This window comes from Streptomyces sp. NPDC030840 (assembly GCF_055572015.1).
This window is the reverse complement of sequence record NZ_JBVIEE010000044.1, coordinates 1-16,826: the sequence shown is the minus strand read 5'-3', so window position 1 is coordinate 16,826 and position 16,826 is coordinate 1. Positions and strand designations below refer to the sequence as shown.

The 16,826-nt window shown below is 69.2% G+C and carries 19 protein-coding genes and 2 pseudogenes; 9 read left to right on the top strand and 12 right to left on the bottom strand.

All coding sequences use genetic code 11. The features are described from left to right. Nucleotides 1-274 precede the first annotated feature (274 nt). Nucleotides 275-841: a rhodanese-like domain-containing protein gene (locus ACZ49J_RS45255; RefSeq protein WP_467457686.1), complete on the bottom strand. Its 567-nt coding sequence runs from the start codon at nt 839-841 to the stop codon at nt 275-277. A gap of 76 nt (nt 842-917) precedes the next feature. Here ACZ49J_RS45255 and ACZ49J_RS45250 point away from each other — a divergent pair, with 76 nt between their 5' ends. Further along, complete coding sequence (locus ACZ49J_RS45250; RefSeq protein ID WP_010358257.1) at nt 918-1,199, top strand: metal-sensitive transcriptional regulator; 282 nt, start codon at nt 918-920, stop codon at nt 1,197-1,199. Between the two features lie 37 nt (nt 1,200-1,236). Here ACZ49J_RS45250 and ACZ49J_RS45245 read toward each other — a convergent pair whose 3' ends face one another. The 3 genes from ACZ49J_RS45245 to ACZ49J_RS45235 are packed head-to-tail and all read right to left on the bottom strand — an operon-like array spanning nt 1,237 to nt 3,765. After that, nucleotides 1,237-1,989: a sulfite exporter TauE/SafE family protein gene (locus tag ACZ49J_RS45245; RefSeq protein WP_467457688.1), complete on the bottom strand. Its 753-nt coding sequence runs from the start codon at nt 1,987-1,989 to the stop codon at nt 1,237-1,239. Further along, the gene (locus ACZ49J_RS45240; protein WP_467457689.1) at nt 1,986-2,348 is read right to left on the bottom strand and encodes a rhodanese-like domain-containing protein; all 363 of its coding nucleotides are present in this window, start codon (nt 2,346-2,348) and stop codon (nt 1,986-1,988) included. Before ACZ49J_RS45240 ends, ACZ49J_RS45245 begins: the two co-directional genes overlap by 4 nt. A gap of 40 nt (nt 2,349-2,388) precedes the next feature. Further along, nucleotides 2,389-3,765 carry an MBL fold metallo-hydrolase gene (locus ACZ49J_RS45235; protein ID WP_467457691.1) on the bottom strand — a complete coding sequence of 459 codons (1,377 nt, stop codon included), beginning with the start codon at nt 3,763-3,765 and terminating at the stop codon, nt 2,389-2,391. A 179-nt stretch (nt 3,766-3,944) separates the two neighbouring features. Between ACZ49J_RS45235 and ACZ49J_RS45230 the strand changes: the two genes are divergently transcribed. Continuing rightward, nucleotides 3,945-4,331 (top strand): DUF302 domain-containing protein, encoded by a 387-nt coding sequence (locus tag ACZ49J_RS45230; protein ID WP_467457692.1) that lies wholly within the window; start codon nt 3,945-3,947, stop codon nt 4,329-4,331. 98 nt (nt 4,332-4,429) lie between these two features. Here ACZ49J_RS45230 and ACZ49J_RS45225 read toward each other — a convergent pair. The 4 genes and pseudogenes from ACZ49J_RS45225 to ACZ49J_RS45210 form a co-directional block, all read right to left on the bottom strand. Continuing rightward, a pseudogene (locus ACZ49J_RS45225) lies at nt 4,430-5,179 on the bottom strand (MFS transporter); the annotation flags it as partial. Between the two features lie 174 nt (nt 5,180-5,353). Further along, nucleotides 5,354-5,728 carry a DoxX family protein gene (locus ACZ49J_RS45220; RefSeq protein ID WP_467457694.1) on the bottom strand — a complete coding sequence of 125 codons (375 nt, stop codon included), beginning with the start codon at nt 5,726-5,728 and terminating at the stop codon, nt 5,354-5,356. A 396-nt stretch (nt 5,729-6,124) separates the two neighbouring features. Beyond that, on the bottom strand, nt 6,125-7,588 hold the full coding sequence (locus tag ACZ49J_RS45215) for an MFS transporter (RefSeq protein WP_467457695.1): 1,464 nt from the start codon (nt 7,586-7,588) through the stop codon (nt 6,125-6,127). 68 nt (nt 7,589-7,656) lie between these two features. Next, nucleotides 7,657-8,811 carry a serine hydrolase domain-containing protein gene (locus ACZ49J_RS45210; RefSeq protein WP_467457696.1) on the bottom strand — a complete coding sequence of 385 codons (1,155 nt, stop codon included), beginning with the start codon at nt 8,809-8,811 and terminating at the stop codon, nt 7,657-7,659. Between the two features lie 135 nt (nt 8,812-8,946). On the opposite strand from ACZ49J_RS45210, the gene ACZ49J_RS45205 reads away from it, so the two are divergent. Beyond that, a complete protein-coding gene (locus tag ACZ49J_RS45205; RefSeq protein ID WP_467457697.1) occupies nt 8,947-9,558 on the top strand; it encodes a TetR/AcrR family transcriptional regulator in 612 nt (203 codons plus the stop codon). Between the two features lie 161 nt (nt 9,559-9,719). On the opposite strand, the gene ACZ49J_RS45200 is transcribed toward ACZ49J_RS45205, so the two are convergent. After that, on the bottom strand, nt 9,720-10,493 hold the full coding sequence (locus ACZ49J_RS45200; protein WP_467457699.1) for a helix-turn-helix transcriptional regulator: 774 nt from the start codon (nt 10,491-10,493) through the stop codon (nt 9,720-9,722). A 189-nt stretch (nt 10,494-10,682) separates the two neighbouring features. Between ACZ49J_RS45200 and ACZ49J_RS45195 the strand changes: the two genes are divergently transcribed. Further along, nucleotides 10,683-12,284 carry an AMP-dependent synthetase/ligase gene (locus tag ACZ49J_RS45195; RefSeq protein WP_467457701.1) on the top strand — a complete coding sequence of 534 codons (1,602 nt, stop codon included), beginning with the start codon at nt 10,683-10,685 and terminating at the stop codon, nt 12,282-12,284. Between the two features lie 482 nt (nt 12,285-12,766). Here the strand turns inward: ACZ49J_RS45195 and ACZ49J_RS45190 are convergent, their stop codons facing one another. The 3 genes from ACZ49J_RS45190 to ACZ49J_RS45180 are packed head-to-tail and all read right to left on the bottom strand — an operon-like array spanning nt 12,767 to nt 13,687. Next, on the bottom strand, nt 12,767-13,168 hold the full coding sequence (locus ACZ49J_RS45190; RefSeq protein ID WP_467457703.1) for a hypothetical protein: 402 nt from the start codon (nt 13,166-13,168) through the stop codon (nt 12,767-12,769). Continuing rightward, nucleotides 13,158-13,430 (bottom strand): hypothetical protein, encoded by a 273-nt coding sequence (locus ACZ49J_RS45185; protein ID WP_467457704.1) that lies wholly within the window; start codon nt 13,428-13,430, stop codon nt 13,158-13,160. Before ACZ49J_RS45185 ends, ACZ49J_RS45190 begins: the two co-directional genes overlap by 11 nt. Before the next feature lie 2 nt (nt 13,431-13,432). Then, the gene (locus ACZ49J_RS45180) at nt 13,433-13,687 is read right to left on the bottom strand and encodes a hypothetical protein (RefSeq protein WP_467457706.1); all 255 of its coding nucleotides are present in this window, start codon (nt 13,685-13,687) and stop codon (nt 13,433-13,435) included. On the opposite strand from ACZ49J_RS45180, the pseudogene ACZ49J_RS45175 reads away from it, so the two are divergent. From ACZ49J_RS45175 to ACZ49J_RS45155, 5 genes and pseudogenes are all read left to right on the top strand, one after another. Further along, nucleotides 13,671-14,001: pseudogene (locus tag ACZ49J_RS45175) on the top strand (transposase); the annotation flags it as partial. The gene ACZ49J_RS45180 and the pseudogene ACZ49J_RS45175 sit on opposite strands and share 17 nt — an antisense overlap. Before the next feature lie 247 nt (nt 14,002-14,248). Next, nucleotides 14,249-14,746, top strand: a complete 498-nt coding sequence (locus ACZ49J_RS45170) for a winged helix-turn-helix transcriptional regulator (RefSeq protein WP_467457708.1) — start codon at nt 14,249-14,251, stop codon at nt 14,744-14,746. Between the two features lie 112 nt (nt 14,747-14,858). After that, nucleotides 14,859-15,392, top strand: coding sequence for an SRPBCC family protein (locus ACZ49J_RS45165; RefSeq protein WP_467457709.1), 534 nt, complete (start codon nt 14,859-14,861; stop codon nt 15,390-15,392). Then, nucleotides 15,392-16,453, top strand: a complete 1,062-nt coding sequence (locus ACZ49J_RS45160; RefSeq protein ID WP_467457711.1) for an LLM class flavin-dependent oxidoreductase — start codon at nt 15,392-15,394, stop codon at nt 16,451-16,453. The genes ACZ49J_RS45165 and ACZ49J_RS45160 overlap by 1 nt, the downstream gene beginning before the upstream one ends. Nucleotides 16,454-16,485: 32 nt before the next feature. Then, nucleotides 16,486-16,674, top strand: a complete 189-nt coding sequence (locus ACZ49J_RS45155; protein WP_467457712.1) for a hypothetical protein — start codon at nt 16,486-16,488, stop codon at nt 16,672-16,674. The last annotated feature ends 152 nt before the right edge of the window (nt 16,675-16,826 follow it).

Genomic DNA, 16,826 nt, shown 5'->3' with positions numbered 1-16,826 from the left:
CTGCCGCCCGCAAGCGGCCGGGCTTTGCGCCAGGCCAGGCGGTAGTCGGGCCTCTCATCAGCGTCTCCAACGGCGCCTCCCGGGCCCGGTGACACCACCCCCCAGGTCATCCGTTCGACAGGGGGGAACAGTCATGCCGGGCCCGGAGGCCAGCGGTCCTCTTGCAGGACCGCGGAAAACGTAACGGGGGACCCCATCAAGGACTTTCCGGCGCCTTGCGATGCACGGCACCAGACCACGCGACCTGATCGGACGCTCATAGTGAAAGGACCCCTTAGGAGATCAGGGCGGCGAGGGTGTCGTCCAGGTCGGTGGCCTTGGGCTGGTTGTGGGGGAGCTTGGCGAGGATCTTGGCCATGCCGCAGGTGTTGGTGAGGGCGGAGAAGACCAGGCCGCCGGCGACGCCCGCGGAGAGCCAGCGGGCCGTATTCCAGCGTTGTCCGGCGATCAGGCCGGTCAGGACGAGGGATCCGGCGGCGAGGCGGACTTGGCGGTCCATGGCCCAGGGGGTGCGGGTGCCGGCCGGGCGGTGGGTGTCGTGGCCGAGCTGGGTCCAGGCGGTGGTGCCGCCGGTGAGGGTGGCGGCGGTGATGCCGTGGTCGGCCAGGCGCCGGCAGGCTTGGGCGGAGCGGGCGCCGGAGGCGCACACGATGAGGAGGTCGCCGCGGTCTGCGGCGGTCTTCAGGGCGGGCAGGGCGGTATCGAGGTGGTCGAGGGGGATGTTGTGGGCGCCGGGCAGGTGGCCGGAGGCGTATTCGCCGGGGGTGCGCACGTCGATGACGGTCAGCTCGTGCAGGCGGGCGTTGGCCTGGTCGGCGGTGAGGGTGGTGGTGGGTGCCACGGGGATTTTCCTTTTCTTGGTTCGGGTTACCCCTTCGGTAAGATACCCAAGGGGGTATCTCGAAGGAGTGTGGGTTGTGGAACTGGCGATGGCGGCGGAGGAACTGAAGACGGTGGTCAACCGGCTGCGCCGGGCGCAGGGCCAGATCGCCGGTGTGATCAAGATGATCGAGGAGGGGCGGGACTGCGAGGACGTCGTCACCCAGCTCGCGGCGGCGTCCCGGGCTCTGGACAAGGCGGGTTTCGCGATCATCGCCACCGGTCTGCAGCACTGCCTGACCGATGCGGACATGGCCGCCTCCGGCGACCGGGAGCAGATGCGTACCCGGCTGGAGAAGCTGTTCCTGTCTCTGGCCTGAGCCGTGGTGCCGAGGCGCCGCTCATCCGTCTGAGTCCTCAGGTGAGGGCGTCGATGAGCATGAAGGCCGCCACAGCCAGCAGCACGACGGCGAAGGTGCGTTGCAGCAGGGTGCCGGTGACCTTGGCGGCCAGGCGTTTGCCGTCCCAGGCGCCCAGGATCGCCGCCCCGGTGAAGGGGCCGATGACCGCCCAGTTGACGCCGGCGGTGGTGGCGCCGCGGGTGGCCAGGGACGCCAGCGAGTTCGCCGAGATGACCAGCAGGCTGGTGCCTACGGCGGCCCGCATCTCGAACGCCAGCACGGTGACCAGGGCCGGGACGGCGAGGAAGCCTCCGCCGACCCCGAGCAGACCGGTCAGCGCGCCCAGCCCGGCGCCGGTCCCGGCGGCCCGGGCGGGCCGTGCCTCGCCGGCCGCCGGGCCGGTGGCAGTGCGGCTCGGGCGCAGCATCTCGACGGCGGCGAGTGCGGCGATGGCGGCGAATGCGGCGGTCAGTACCGGCTGGGGCAGGCGGGATGCCGCGGCTCCCGCTGCGGCCGCGGGCAGGAGCCCGGCCGCCGCGAACAGGGCGCCGGCTTTCCAGCGGACGTTGCCGGTGCGGGCGTGGGCGTACAGGGCGGTGAGCGAGGTGGCCGTGACGATGATCAGGCTGGCGGTGGTCGCGGCGGCCGGCGTGAAGCCGAGCAGGTAGATCAGCGCCGGGACGGCCAGGACACTGCCGCCCCCGCCGAGCGCGCCGAGCGCGAGTCCGACCACCGCCCCCGCGATCAGAGCCAGGATCAGAGCACTCACGCTATGACGCCGTTGCCGCCGCCCGGAGCGATGACCGGCAAGCCCGCACGCGCCCAGGCGGTCATGCCGCCGGTGACGTCTGTGGCCTGAACGCCGCGTCCGGTCAGCAGCCTGGCGGCCTGCTGGGAGCGGTGACCGGAGCGGCAGATCGTGACCACTGGCCTGCCCTGCGCGGCTGCCGGGAGCGACGCCCCTGCCGCCAGCCGGGAAAGAGGCAGGTGCAGTGCGTCGGGAGCGTGTCCTGCGTCCCACTCGGGTGTTTCGCGGACGTCCAGCAGGACGGCGGTGCCGTCGTTGATCCGCTGGTGGGCCTGCTGGGGGGTGAGGCGGCCGGGGCCGCGGCGAAGGATCGACAGCATCGTTTGATCACTTTCGTGAGAGGGGGCGAGGAAGGGTGTGTCAGTCGGTGCGGCCGGGCCCGGTGAGGGTCAGCCCCGCCTCGGTGGCGGCGTCGAAGCCGTCGTCGACAGCGACCACGTCGCGGCCCGCGGCATCCAGCAGAGAGGCGGCGATCGCCGCGCGCATCCCGCCGGCGCAGTGCACCCACACCGCCCCGTCCGGCACCTCGCCGATGCGGCCGTGCAGCTCGTGGATCGGGATGTGGACCGAGCCGTCGATGTAGCCGCCCGCACGCTCCGAGTCCCGGCGCACGTCCAGCACGACCACGTCGTCGCCGCGCTCACGGACATCGGCGAGGTCGGCGAAACGGGCGCGGGGGAAGGAGGCGAGCTGCTCCCCCTCGCGGATCCAGCCGGCCGGATCGCCGGTGACGGCGGCGGCCGGGCGGTCGATGCCCACCCGCGCCAGCTCCCTCTGCGCGTCGGCGATCTGCTCCGGGGTCTCGGCGAGCAGGGTGACGGGCTTGCCCCACGGGATCAGCCAGGCCAGGTAGGTGGCGAGCTTGCCCTCGCCCTCGAAGTTGAACGACCCGGCCACGTGCCCCTCGGCGAAGGCCACGCGGCTGCGCAGGTCCACCACCCACTCACCGGCGGCCAGCCGGGAGGCGATCTCCTCGGCGTCCGCACGCCTCGGCGGGGTGAGGTCGACCGGCGCGGGGCCCTCGGCATTGGCCGGGCCCATGTGCGCGTAGTAGGCGGGCACGTCGTCCAGCCCGGCGAGCATCCGGGCGACGAAGGTGTCCACGTCCAGGGTCAGCGCATCGTTGGTCTCGCGCTCCTTGCCGATCGTGGTCGCGTCCCCCTCGGCCTGCGAGGAGGAGCAGAAGCTTCCGAACCCGTGGGTGGGCAGCACCGGCACCTCGTCGTCCAGCTCGTCGGCCAGCCGGTGGGCGGAGGCGTGCTGAGCGCGGGCCAGCTGCTCGGTCAGCCGCGGCTCGACCAGATCGGGGCGGCCGACGGTGCCGATCAGCAGGGATCCACCGGTGAACACCGCCACACCCCGCCCGCCCTCGGAGAGGGCGTAGGAGGTGTGGTGCGGGGTGTGCCCGGGAGTAGCGATCGCGCGCAGCACCAGCCCCTCGTCCACCGTCACCGTGTCGCCGTCGGCGATCGGGGTGCGGGCGAACGACACACGCGCCCCGGCCGGCATCAGGTACTGCGCGCCGGTGACGCGGGCCAGCTCCAGACCGCCGGTGACGTAGTCGTTGTGCACATGGGTCTCGGCCACGAAAGCGATGCGCACCCCGCGGCGGGCCGCTGCGGCAATGACCTGGTCGATGTCCCGCGGCGGGTCTATGACCACCGCGGCACTGGGTCCACAGGCCAGGTAACTGCGGTTGCCCAGGCCCTCGAACTCCAGGGTGTCGACGAAGAACACGGCTCATGACTCCTCTCGGACGATGTACCCCGGGGGGTATATGACCCTCACCCTAACAGATATACCCAGGGGGGTATTTCAAAGGTGGGAAGCGCCCCACTCAAGGCTTCGCCCGACACCCCGCAGGTACCCCCTGGGGTATAGAGGAATCAGTCGTTCCGCACTGTTCGGGAGTGCCCGTGTCCTACGACCGCACCATCCGCCTCGGCACCGACTTCGACACCACCGTCGCCGCCGTACGCAAGGCCCTGGCCGATCAGGGCTTCGGCATCCTCACCGAAATCGAGGTCAAGGCCACCCTCAAGGCCAAGCTCGGTCACGACATGGAGGACTACCTCATCCCCGGCGCGTGCAACCCACCGCTCGCCCACCAGGCCCTGGACGCCGACCGCAGCATCGGCCTGCTCCTGCCCTGCAACGTCGTCGTCCGCCGCGACGGCGACACCACGCTTGTCCAAACCCTCGACCCGGGCACCATGGTCACCCTCACCGGCCTGCCGACGCTGGAACCAGTCGCCACCCATGCCACGGCCCGGCTGGACGCCGCGCTCGGGTCCCTCACCTGACCCACTCACGCCCGGCCGGCGACCCCAGCGGACTCAGCAGAAGAAGGACGAGCCCACGCCTCTCACAAACGGCGGCAGCCAGGTGGCCCGCCGCCAGATCAGCGACCGGGCAGAGCTGGCCGGCGCGTCCGTAGGGAGGGGCAAAGGGGTCCCTGCAGCTGGAGGGGCCCATGTCGAGCTGCCCAGTGCGAAGCTGTTCGACCTCTTCCTCCGACAGCCCCCGGCGATGACCTTCCAGGTCGTGCCGTGGGCGTAGTGGCGGTGGAAGGTCTTGACCGAGTGGTCGTCGACGATGTCGCTGACGCGGCCTTTGAAGGTGATGGCCTTCTCGACCTTGCTGGACTTGCGCAGGCGCCGGAGCCGGCCACGGCGATCCCGTACACCGCGGTCACCGCGGAGATCCCGACCGCCGAGCCGAACTGGGTGAACGTGTACAGCAGCCCGCCGGCCAGGCCCTGCTCCTCCTTGGCCACGCTGTCGGTCGCCGCGATGGTGAGCGGACCGTAGGCGAGGGCGAAGGCGATACCCGACAGGAGCAGGCCCGGGAACATCGCCGCGTAGGACCAGTCCATCCCCAGCGGCAGGAAGAGGGCATAGGCCACGATCGCCAGCAGGAAGCCGCCGAAGATCACCCGGCTGTTGCCGTAGCGGTTCACCAGTCGCGGGGTGAGGAGGGGCGCCAGCACGGCGTCGCAGCCCATGATGATCAGCGCGATCGCGGTCTGCAGGGAGGACCAGCCGCGCTGCTCCTGCAGGTAGAGCGTGATGATGAACTGGAAGCCGAAGAACGCGCCCAGGAAGAGCAGCGCGGACGGTTGGTCAGGGCGGACGAGACCACCAATCCGGAACTCTTCTGGGCCGCGCGCGGCCCAGACCCTGGCTTCTTCGGCGTGATCACCCGATTCCACCTCGCCCTGCGGCCCGGCTGGTCGGTTCCGCGCACCACTAGCAGAACTCGAAACGCCGTAGCGGGCGTTCGAAAAGCAGGGTCGCCCGCCGGTGGACGGCGACCTTGCTTCCGTTCAGAACGCGTACGGCCCGAAGCGTCCCCACACCACGACGGCCGCGAGCACACCCAGGACGACGTTCATGGCGATCTTGGACCCCGCCGATTCGCGCGCGTGGGCCACGATGGCACCGACCATGATCACGACGATGCCGACGGCCGCGACCGGGCTCAGTACCGGGGCGACTCCGACGAGCGGCGGAACGACCAGGCCGACGGCGCCGAGAACCTCGACCAGGCCGAGGAGCTTGATTCCCGGGGCGGGGAAGGAGTTGACCCATTCGCCCATGGGGGCGACGAGTTCCTCTTTCGGCTTGGCGATCTTCGGCAGGCCCGCGCTGAGGAAAACGGCGGCCAGCGCCGCCTGCAGGACCCAGAGCACAATGTTCATCAATTATCCGATCTGCGTTGAGGATGGAAAAAATCAGGCCGCGCCCCAGAGCCGGTCGAGGACCTGTGCCGGGTTGTCGGGGAGGTTGTCGCCTCGCCAGGCCACGTGCTGATCTGGCCGGAGAGCACTTCAGGGCCGTGGCCACGGTGGACTCCGCCCCGCGGATGAGAGTGGAGTCCACTCAGGCAGCGAAGACCACGGTGGGCGGGTCGGGTGGACTCCACTCCGGTGCGCCATACCCGGTGAGGGGGTGCAGGTCATCCGGCATCCGGTGCGCCTGGTGCGGTGCATCAGGCGCACCGGTGCGCCTGCCGACGATGCAGTGCACTCGGCGGTAGGGAGGCGGTGGTTGGTACGGGAGGCGTGATGGACTCGGTGTGGCGGTCGTCGTCGGCCTTACCCCGGAACGCCGTTGTTGACCTCGTGGCGGGCCGCGGGCGCCGCGCCCTTGTGTTGGCCGGCGGGTCTGGCAGTGCGCAGGCCGAAGGCGGAGACCGCTGCCCCCAGCAGCACCATGGCCACCGGGACGACGAGCGCGGTGCGGTAGGCGTCCAGCGCCGTGCCCGGTGAGCCGTCGGAGCCGGCCGCGGCGATCCCGTACACCGCGGTCACCGCGGAGATCCCGACCGCCGAGCCGAACTGGGTGAATGTGTACAGCAGCCCGCTGGCCAGGCCCTGCTCCTCCTTGGCCACGCTGTCGGTCGCCGCGATGGTGAGCGGACCGTAGGTGAGGGCGAAGGCGATACCCGACAGGAGCAGGCCCGGGAACATCGCCGCGTAGGACCAGTCCATCCCCAGCGGCAGGAAGAGGGCATAGGCCACGATCGCCAGCAGGAAGCCGGCGAAGATCACCCGGCTGTTGCCGTAGCGGTTCACCAGTCGCGGGGTGAGGAGGGGCGCCAGCACGGCGTCGCAGCCCATGATGATCAGCGCGATCGCGGTCTGCAGGGAGGACCAGCCGCGCTGCTCCTGCAGGTAGAGCGTGATGATGAACTGGAAGCCGAAGAACGCGCCCAGGAAGAGCAGCGCGGCGAGGTCGGCCCGCACCATCGTGGCCTTGCGGAAGATCCCCAGCCGGACGAGCGGCGCTGTGGCGCGTCGTTCGATCAGGATGAACGCCGCCACCAGCGCCAGCCCGGCGGCGAGCGCGCCGAGAGTCAGCCCGAGCCCTTCGCCGCCGTGCTCGAGCCGGACAATGCCGTAGGCCAGCAGCAGCATCGCGGCGGCGGCGCTGGCCGCACCCGGCAGGTCGTAGCCGTGCGGTGCGGGCTCGGGGCGGGCCTCAGCCGGCAGCAGCCGGATCGCTGCGAGCAGGATGGCGCCGGCCAGGAACGCCGGGGCGAAGAAGACCCAGCGCCAGCCGAGTTCGGTCAGCAGCCCGCCGATGACGAGGCCCAGTGAGAAGCCGCCGGCGCCGACACCGGCGAAGATGAGCAGGGCCTTGTCGCGCTGCGGCCCCTCCGGATACGAGGTCGTGATGATCGACATGGCGGCGGGGGTCATGAAGGCCGCCGCCACGCCGGTGACGAACCGGGCCATGACCAGCATCCAGCTGTCGGTCGCGAAGCCCCCCAGCATGGAGAAGACAAGGAAGACGCCCAGCCAGGTGAGGAACATCCGCCGCCTGCCCAGCAGATCGGCAGCCCGGCCGCCGAGCAGGGTGAAACCGGCGTAGCCGAGCACATAGCCACTCATGACCCACGCCGCGGTGCCGGTGGTCAGGCCGAGGTCGGCGCGGATGGTGGGGACGGCAATGGCCAGCATGGCGACATCGATGCCCTCGAGGAAGACCGTGCCGCACAGCACGAGCAGCAGGGCCCATGCTCGTCCGCTTGTGCGGGCCGCAGGGATGGTGGACACGGAGGTGCTCCTCACCTGGATGTGCGGGTGGGCACTTCGACGGGCGTGTTGCCGCCTGTTTTTCGCTGTCAGTGGGCGTGCCCGGCGATCGCCTGGAGGAAGGCCACGTTCTCCATGACGCGGTTGTCGGCCTCCAACTCGGACATCCCGAACCTGCGGTTGGCGGACAGCTTCACGATGGTGGTACTGCTGGCCGGATCGACGAAGACGTACTGGTTGTAGGCGCCGATCGCGGCGAAGTCGCCGCGGTCTCCCGCAGGACGCCACCACTGGTAGCCGTAGCCCAGGTCGACGGTCTGCGGGCCGACCCAGGGCCGGCCCGCCTCCAGATGCGGAGCCGCGACGGTCACGGAGTCGCGCACCCACTGCGCGGGGATGATCTGCTTGCCCTGCCAGAGCCCGCCGTTGCGGTAGAGCTCGCCGAGTCGGGCGAAATCCCGTGCGGTCATGTTCAGGCCAGCGAAGGCCGCCTCCGTGCCGGCGGAGTCCACGATCCAGTAGGCGGGGGATTCCATGCCGAGGGGCTCACACAGTTTTTCCTGCATGTACTCGCTGAGGGGACGGCCGGTCGCCCGGGTCACCAGTGCCCCCAGTGCCTGGGTGTCGCCGGAGCTGTAGCGGCAGACGGTGCCCGGCTCGCTCTGGCCGACCGCGGTGGCGACGAAGTCGTCGAACGTGCCGAGGCCGGCCAGGACGGCCACGAGCCGGGTGCTGTCGGACTCCGGGTCGCTGTAGCTCTCGTCCCACCGGGCGCCGGACGACATCTGCAGCACGTGCCGGATGGACACTCCCTCGTACGCCGAACCGGCCCGCACGGGCACGTAGTCGCTGATCGCGTCGTCGATGCTCGCTATGTGGCCTTCCTCGAGCGCGATGCCGACGAGCGCGGAGACGAAACTCTTGGCCACCGAAGCCGACAGCCACTGAACGCCGGGCCCGCCGGTCAGCAGGTAGCGCTCGTAACGCACGACGCCGTCGATCAGGACGAGCAGCGCCCCGGTGTCGGAGTCCTCCAGGAACTGCTCGGTCGACCGCGATTCGCCCTCGAACGAGTAGGTCGCCGGAAGCGTGATGGCGTCACCCTGCGGCCAGGCACTGGGCTTCGACGAGGGGGCCATCGCACAGGTCGGCAGCAGATCCTTGATGCGGGAGAAGTTCTCGTGCTGCGGGACACCGGTGAACAGTCCCAAATCAGCGATGTTCACGAACTTTTGATCAGTCATCGTCGTCCTTCAGGGGGTCTCGACCGATGCGGAGGCTTTGGGCTTCCGTGCGGGAGAAAGTAGCGGTACCACTCGGTTAGGGCAACCGGCTGGTACGCTCAGTGGACCAGGCATACGGAGTGAGGACGACAGCTGATGAGTTCCGAGCGCGTCGACGGGCGGACCCTCCGGTTTCAGCACCGGCGGCCGGAGCTGCTGGCTGCGGCGACCGAGTACGTCCTCGATCACGGCATCGCCGGCCTGTCGCTGCGTCCGGTGGCCCAGGCGCTGGGGGTGACCCATGCGACGCTGCTGCGCCACTTCTCGTCGAAGGACGAGCTGATCAAGTGCGTAGTGGAGAAGATCCGCACCGATCTCTTCGCTCAGGTGACCGCCGACAGGGAACTGAAGGAAGCCGGGTCGACGGCACAACTGCTGAGGATCACTTGGCGGCGGCTGTGCGAGCCGAAGGAGCAGCGGCAGTTCCTGCTCCTGTTCGAGATGGTCGCCGCCAAGGGCTGGCGGTCCGGCGACGGCGGGGAGCTGACGCGGTCGATGGAGGCCGAGTTCATCGTTTTCATCTCCGGGTGGCTCAGGCAGGACGGGTGGGCGCCCGAGGACGCGTCAGCCCTGGCCACCCTCCTCCTGGCTCAGATACGGGGGCTTCAGCTCGACCTTCTCGTCTCGGGAGACCGCGCGCGGGTCGATCGGGCGTTCGAGTTCGCCCTCGCTCTCCTCGAGCCTCGGACGGGGCCCAGCGTGTCCTGACAGCGGCTGGACCACTGCCGCCGCGGATGCACAGCGGAGGCCAGCCATCGATCAGCCGCGTGAACAACGCTGCGGATCAATACAACTAGAGCGCGGCCCACTACACACCACTGACGTCAGTGTCGTTGAGTCCTCCACAGGAACTCGACCAGAGCCGGTGCTCACCCACTCCGGGGTGAGGCGAGCAGACCGAGCTGCGCCGCGCGGGCTCCGACGCCCGCGCGGCTGCGTGCGCCGAGGCAGGCGATGATGCGGCTGACGTGGTCCTTGACCGTGTTGGGGCTCAGGTGGACCGCGTCGGCGATCTCACGGTTCGAGCACCCTTCGCTGACCAGCCGCACGATGCGCAGATCGTGCTCGTTCAGACCGACCGCCTTCGCAGCCTCGATCTCCAGCGAGTGCTGGACCGTTCGCAGGACCTTGTCGACGCGCTCGGGGTCCGCGGGCGCCTGCTCGGACATCAGCGCGATCCTGCGATAGAGGTCGAAGGCGACGCGCTGCTGGTCCTCGATGAGTTCCAGGCGCTTCGACGTGGCGTCGACCTGCGCCTGCAGGTGTTTGAGCTGGGAGATGTCCCGGCCGACGCCCTGCCGGCCGACCGGCACCCCGTTGCGATAGAGGGCACCGGCGTGAACCTCCATGTCGATCCGCCGGCCGTCGGGGCGCAGCACACGCAGCTCGAAGAACGGGCGGACTTCGGGCGTCTGGACGCCGCGCTTGAAGTAATCGAGGACGACGTCGAGCGATTCGGGCGCGACCACGGCCCTGAAGTGCTCTCCGGCCAGCTCCTGCCATGTCCGTCCGAACAGGTCCAGGCCCGCGGCGTTGAGATAGGTGAACCTGCCCTCGAGGTCCACGGCGTAGACAACGTCGGACAGCCGTTCGACGAGAGTGCGGTAGTCGAGATCCGAAGCGGTCTCTGCCTGAGGTGCCATGGACGCAGACCTCCGTGTGGGTGTGTGGCGGCGAGTTTCGGGTGTCGACGGGGTCTGGGCGCCGCGGCCAGACTCGTTGATGCCCAAGCGCGAGCTGACGAAATCGGAATTCAAGCGAGGTAGACGATGGTGGTCACAACACCTGCGGTGGCGGCGCCAGAGGCAGCCGCGCTTCAGGGCGCGAGGTCGATGTGTGATGTGCTGCTGTGGACGGCCGCCGCGAACACAGCACATACCGCGCTGCGCACGCCGGACGGCTCCGTCGAACTCACCTACGGCGAGTGCCTGAGCAGGATAGCCCGCGTCGCCGCCGGCCTGCGCGAACTCGGACTGCGCGACGGCGACACGGTCGCGGTCATGCTCGTCAACCGGCCGGAGTTCCATCTCGTCGACGCCGCGGCGATGTTCCTCGGGGCCACGCCGTACAGCGTCTACAACACGTTCCCGGCCGAGCAGGTCTCCTACGTGCTGGCCAACGCGCGTGCCCGGGTGGTGGTCACCGAGGCTCGGTTCCTCGACGCCGTCCGTGCCGCGGACGCTCATGTGGAGTCGATCGTACTGGTCGACGGCCAGGCCCCGGGATGCCTGACCCTCGCCGAACTCGAAGGCTCCGAGCCGGTCGACCTCGCCGCCTGTGCGGACGCGGTCACCGGCGAGCACACACTCACGCTGATCTACACCTCCGGGACCACCGGCCGGCCGAAGGGCGTCGAGATCACCCACGCCAACATGCTCGCCCAACTGCGGGCCGTGCACGCGGCCGTACCGCTGCCCGGGGGCGGGCGGCAGGTGTCGTTCCTGCCGTTGGCGCACATCGCCGACCGCTGGTCCTCGCACTACTCGGCGTTCATGACGTACGCCAACACCGTGACGACGGTGGCGGACATGCGGCAGGTCATGGAGGTCGTGGCCACGGTCCGGCCGACGGTGTTCGGCGCCGTCCCGCGCGTATGGGAGAAGACCAAGGCCGCGCTTGAGGCGAGCTTCGACGGTGACCTCGCCGCAGCGGCCCGCGCCGACGAGAACCTGGCGAAGGGCATCCGCGAGCGGCTCGGGCTCGACGAGACGGCATGGCTGATCACCGGGGCCGCGCCCACCTCGCCCGATGTGCTGGAGTTCTTCGACGCGCTCGGGCTGCCGCTCTGCGAGGCACTGGGCATGTCGGAGACCTCATGCCTCATTGCAACCATCACCCCAGGCAGCCCCCGGCCCGGGAGCGTCGGACGCCCGGTGCCGGACGTGGAGCTGCGCCTGGCCGGCGACGGCGAGCTGCTGGTCCGCGGGCCGATCGTGATGCGTGGCTACCGGGGCATGCCCGAGGCGACACGCGAGGCGATCGACCCCGAAGGGTGGTTGCACACCGGAGACGTCGCTCGCATCGACGACGACGGGTTCCTCTGGATCATCGACCGCAAGAAAGAGATCATCATCAATGCCGCGGGCAAGAACATGTCGCCCACCGCGATCGAACTGACGCTCACCTCGGCCGGCCCGCTGATCGCCCACGCATGCGTCGTCGGCGACCGCCGCCCCTACAACGTCGCGCTGCTCGTACTCGACCCCGAGGCGACCGCCGGACTTGGGGCGACCAACCGCGACATCCTGGCCCGCGTGGCCGACCAAGTCGCGGCGGCCAACGCGCGGCTGGCGCGGGTGGAACAGATCAAGCGCTTCACCGTGCTCGACGCCCAATGGCGACCCGGCGACGAACTCACGCCGACCATGAAGCTCAGACGTCGCCACGTCACCGAGAAATACGCGGCGGAAGTCGAGGCGCTTTACGCGGAATAAGGCGACACTGTGCGGCGCCGCACGGTGCGACCTAGGTCGACGAGCCGGGTGCAGCGGTCCGGGTCGGAGGTCCAGGACTTGGGCAGGTACAGCTCCCGGTCCACCAGCGCGCGGCCTCTTGCGGTGGCGTAGGCTGCGAATTCGAGCAGCGGCGGCGGGGCGTTGAAGGCCCGCCCAGGGCGCGGCTGTCCCCCTACGCGACGTGGGCGGGCGGTCTGACGAGTGGCGCGCTGGTGGGCCACTGGCTTATGGGTTGGGGCTGCGCGGGGGCCACCGCGGGGGACCCTTGCCGGCGGGCGGCTCGCTCGCTCATCGTCCAGTGGAGCTGTTCGAGCCTGAAGACGCACCGCTGGGGGCGAAGAGTGGAAATGCCGTGCTCGCCGCCGCGATTTCGTCGATCTATGCCAGGGGGACGTCCGTCTGCTCGCACCTGAAGCAGCTTCTGTTCTGCCAGTCGAAGCGGCCCCACAGCTCGCCGGGCCTCAATCCCATGGCGCGTCACCTGCCGGAATGTGTGGCATCGGGCTCCCGCCGACGAGAGTGAGGAAGTGGGCGGGGCGGGCGTGCCACACGAAGGAGTGCGGCTCCGCCACGAGTGGCAGCGTGAAGTCCTTGCCCTCTATGAGGGCACAGGCGGCTTCGCGCCAGCCCTGGTAGCTCCGGTCCACAAGGGGATCGACGAAGACCTCGTCCACGGCCGAGGCGATGATGCGGACGTTGATGCGGGCCCACCGGAGGGCCGCCTCGGGAGTGCGCTGGGAAGCTGACCTGATCCGGCGTCCGTCAGCATGGCGCCACTCGCACCAGAAGCCCGGTTGGGGCTCCATGGCAGCGCGAACCGGCGCGGACGAGCCGTGAAGCAGCAGGGGATGGTCAGGGCGCATGGCCGTTGTCCTCGGTGTGGACCCACAGCAGACGGCGGGCAAGGCCGGCCACGTCGCGCATGAAGAAGAAGGCGCTGAAGGTCGGCGTGTTCTTCGTGGGGCGCTCCGACAGCTCCAGCAGTCGGTACGCCCGTCTGAACAGCTCCCGGACGTCCGGGTCGGCGTCGGCGCCCAGCTCCTCACCGAGAAGCAGGTTCAACTGCCCGATGATGGTGACGGTCCGGGCGTCGATGTCCTCGCGGGTCGAGGTGCCCAGTTCCATCGTCAGGGCGGCGTCGGTGCTGTCCGCGATCTGGCCGCCAGCTGAGCCTCATCACCGCCCTCGAACAGCAGGAGCTCGACCCCGAGGCGCTCGCCGAGCTCTTCGAACTCGACCACCTCGCGACGCGTATGCGCCGCAACGCCGAGAGCCTGCTCATCCTCGTCGACGAACGCAGTCCCCAGATCAGCAGTGTGACCGCCAGCAGCCTGGAACTCGTACAGTCCGCGCTGGGCGAGGTCGCTCCTCGACCAGGCCAAGAAGACCTACCCGACTATTTCCAAGAGCTGGGTCGACACCGGCTTCAAGAAACGCCGTCATCGAGCACGGCGCCAGTCTCGGAATCGACGTCGAAGTCGTCAACAGAAACCCAGGAGTTCGCGGCTTCCACGTTGTCAAAAGGCGCTGGGTTGTCGAGCGAAGCATTGGTTGGATCATGCTGCACCGACATCTCGCCCGGGACTACGAGACCCTGCCCGCCAGCTCCGAGGCCATGATCCACGTCGCCTCGATCGACAACCTCACCAAGCGCACAACGGACGAGACGATACCCACCTGGCGAGGAACTTACTAGGAGAAAAAGGGCAATCCACCTAGATCAAACACCCTCTGAGATCATGGAAGTTGGGGCTGTCGATGAATTAGTGGGTTGCTTGCGGTAGTTGGGCTCGTTGGGATGGCATGGGGTGCTTCGATGAGCCGATCATTCCGTTGCGGGAGGAGCTGGCGGCGGTGACACCGCACCTGAACGAGCGGCAGCGCCGGATCCTGTACGCCTTACCTGCTGGGTCTCACGACTGAACGAACCTATGCTGGCTGTCATGAGGCGGACATCCTTTGCGCAGTGGCCCTGCTCGATCGCGCGGACCATGGACCTGCTCGGGGACTGGTGGACGCCGTTGGTGCTGCGGGAGGCGTTCTACGGGATCAGGCGGTTCGACGCGTTCCAGGAGTCGCTGGGGATCGCCCGTAATACGCTGACGGACCGGCTGCGCCGGCTGGTGGAGGAGGGGCTGCTGGAGAAGCGGCCGTACCAGACGGAGCCGGTCCGGTTCGACTACGTGCTCACCGAGAAGGGGCGCGATTTCTTCGGCGTGCTGCTGGTGATGAACCGGTGGGGAGACCGCTGGCTGGCCGGTGAGTCGGGCCCGCCAGTGGCGATGCGTCACGAGGTGTGCGGGCAGGAGGCCCATGCCGAGGTGGTGTGCGCCGCCTGCGGCGAGCCCATGACCGCGGCCAACACCCGCCCCCGGATGGGTCCCGGCTATCCACCGCACTTGGCTGAACGGCCGGATGTGCGGGAGCGATTCGCGGGCTGATTCGGTAGCACTATGGTAGCCATGTCACTCTTGACAAGTAGGTCTATCTACGCAACTTTACTGGTCAGTTGCTTATATGCGTGTTCTTGACGGGCAGGGAGGCTGCGGGATCATGGAGTGGACGGGCGCGCGCTATGCGGACAGGCCGACGGTCGAAGTCCACACCTGGATCGCCGCCGCGCCGGCGCGGGTGTGGGCGCTGGTGTCCGACATCGAGCTGATGCCGCGCATGAGTCCCGAGCTGCAGTCGGTGCAATGGCTGGACGGCAGGAGCGGCCCTGCTCTAGGAGCCCGATTCGTCGGCCGGAGCAAGCACGAAGCGTTGGGGGAGTGGGCCACCACGTCCCACATCGTGGAGTACGAGCCCTCGAGGAGGCTTGCCTGGGCGGTCGAGGATCCGCAGCACCCGACGGCGATCTGGCGGTTCACGTTGGAACCGCAGGACGGCGGCACTCTGCTGCGGGAGTGGATGCAAATAGGGCCCGCTCGGTCGGGCCTGTCCTTCGCCATCGATCGCATGCCGGAGAAGGAGCAGAAGATCGTCTTCGTGCGCATGCGGGAGTTCGAGGCCAACATGACCGTCACCCTCGAAGGGGTCAAGAAGCTGGCCGAGAGCGCCCGGACCTCGGGTGAGGCGACTGTGTGATGCGTACCTCCACCACGATCGAAGCCTCCGGGGGCGACTGGCGGGAGATCGTCGACTACGTCACCGAGGCGGAGAGACTCGGTCTGGACATCTGCTGGGTGGCAGAGGCATGGGGCTCCGAGGCCCCCTCGCCGTTGGGCTATCTCGCCGCGAAGACGGAGCGCATGCTTCTCGGGTCGGGAATCATCCAGCTCGGCACCCGCACGCCGATGGCCATCACCCGCGCCGCGATCACGCTGTCGCAGATCTCCCAGGGGCGTTTCCTCCTCGGGCTGGGCCCCTCCGGACCGCAGGTGATCGAAGGGCTGCACGGCGTGCCGTTCGGCCGGCCGCTGTCACGGATGTCCGAGACCGTCGAGATCGTGCGACAGGCCGCCTCGGGGGAGAAGGTCTCCCACTCCGGGCGTGAATTCCGGATCCCGCTGCCGGGCGGGGACGGCAAGCCCATGCGCCTGTCGATGCGTGCCGAGTACGACATCCCCGTCTACCTGGCCGCCCTCTCGCCGAAGATGCTGAATCTGACCGGTGAGATCGCCGACGGCTGGCTGGGCACCAGTTTCGTACCCGAGGGCGCCAAGGAGGCGTACTTCGACCACCTGGACCGGGGGCTGGCGGCCGCCGGTCGCACGCGCGCCGACCTCGACATCTGCCAGGGTGCCGAGGTCGCCTTCGCGGAAGACGAGGAAGCGCTGCGCGCGATGGTGGCTGGACGCAAGAAGGAACTGGCCTTCAGCCTCGGCGGCATGGGCTCCGCGACCACGAACTTCTACAACAACGCCTACAGCCGCCAGGGATGGGCCGAGGTGGCGGCCGAGGTCCGTACCCGCTGGCAGGCCGGGGACCGGGACGGCGCGGTCGGCCTGGTCACCGACGAGATGGTGCTGGCGACCACGCTGATCGGAACCGAGGACATGGTGCGCGAGCGGCTGCGGGTGTGGCGCGACGCCGGTGTCGACACCGTTCGCTTCTATCCCGCCGGTGAGACCCTCGACGCCCGACTCGCCACCCTGGGCCGGGCCATCGAACTGGTCCGCGACGTCGAGGATGAGGCGGCACGGTAGCGACAGGCCATGGCGGCTCAAGGCGGGTCGCCATGCGCCGACGCTGTCCACTGGCGTGGGGCGCCGCCCGCGCGGCACAGCCGGATGCTGTCCTCAAGCCCGGTGCGCACGGCGCGGTCGCCGCCTTCGGCTTCGACATCCTCAGGCTCGGTGGCGCCGAGGCCGAAATGCACGGAGCCGACGGCGCGGCGGCCAGCCGTCGAACGGCTGAGCGGGCATAGATCACGGCGCCGGGGCGCTTGTTCGGTCGGGAGCGAGTCGGCCCCTCGCGGGGGGGTGCCTCTATGTCTTTCGTCAAGCGAGGCGTGGGGTTCGGGGTTCGTAGAAGGTGCCGTCGCGGAGCATCGCGAACAGCACGTTGATTCGCTGGCGG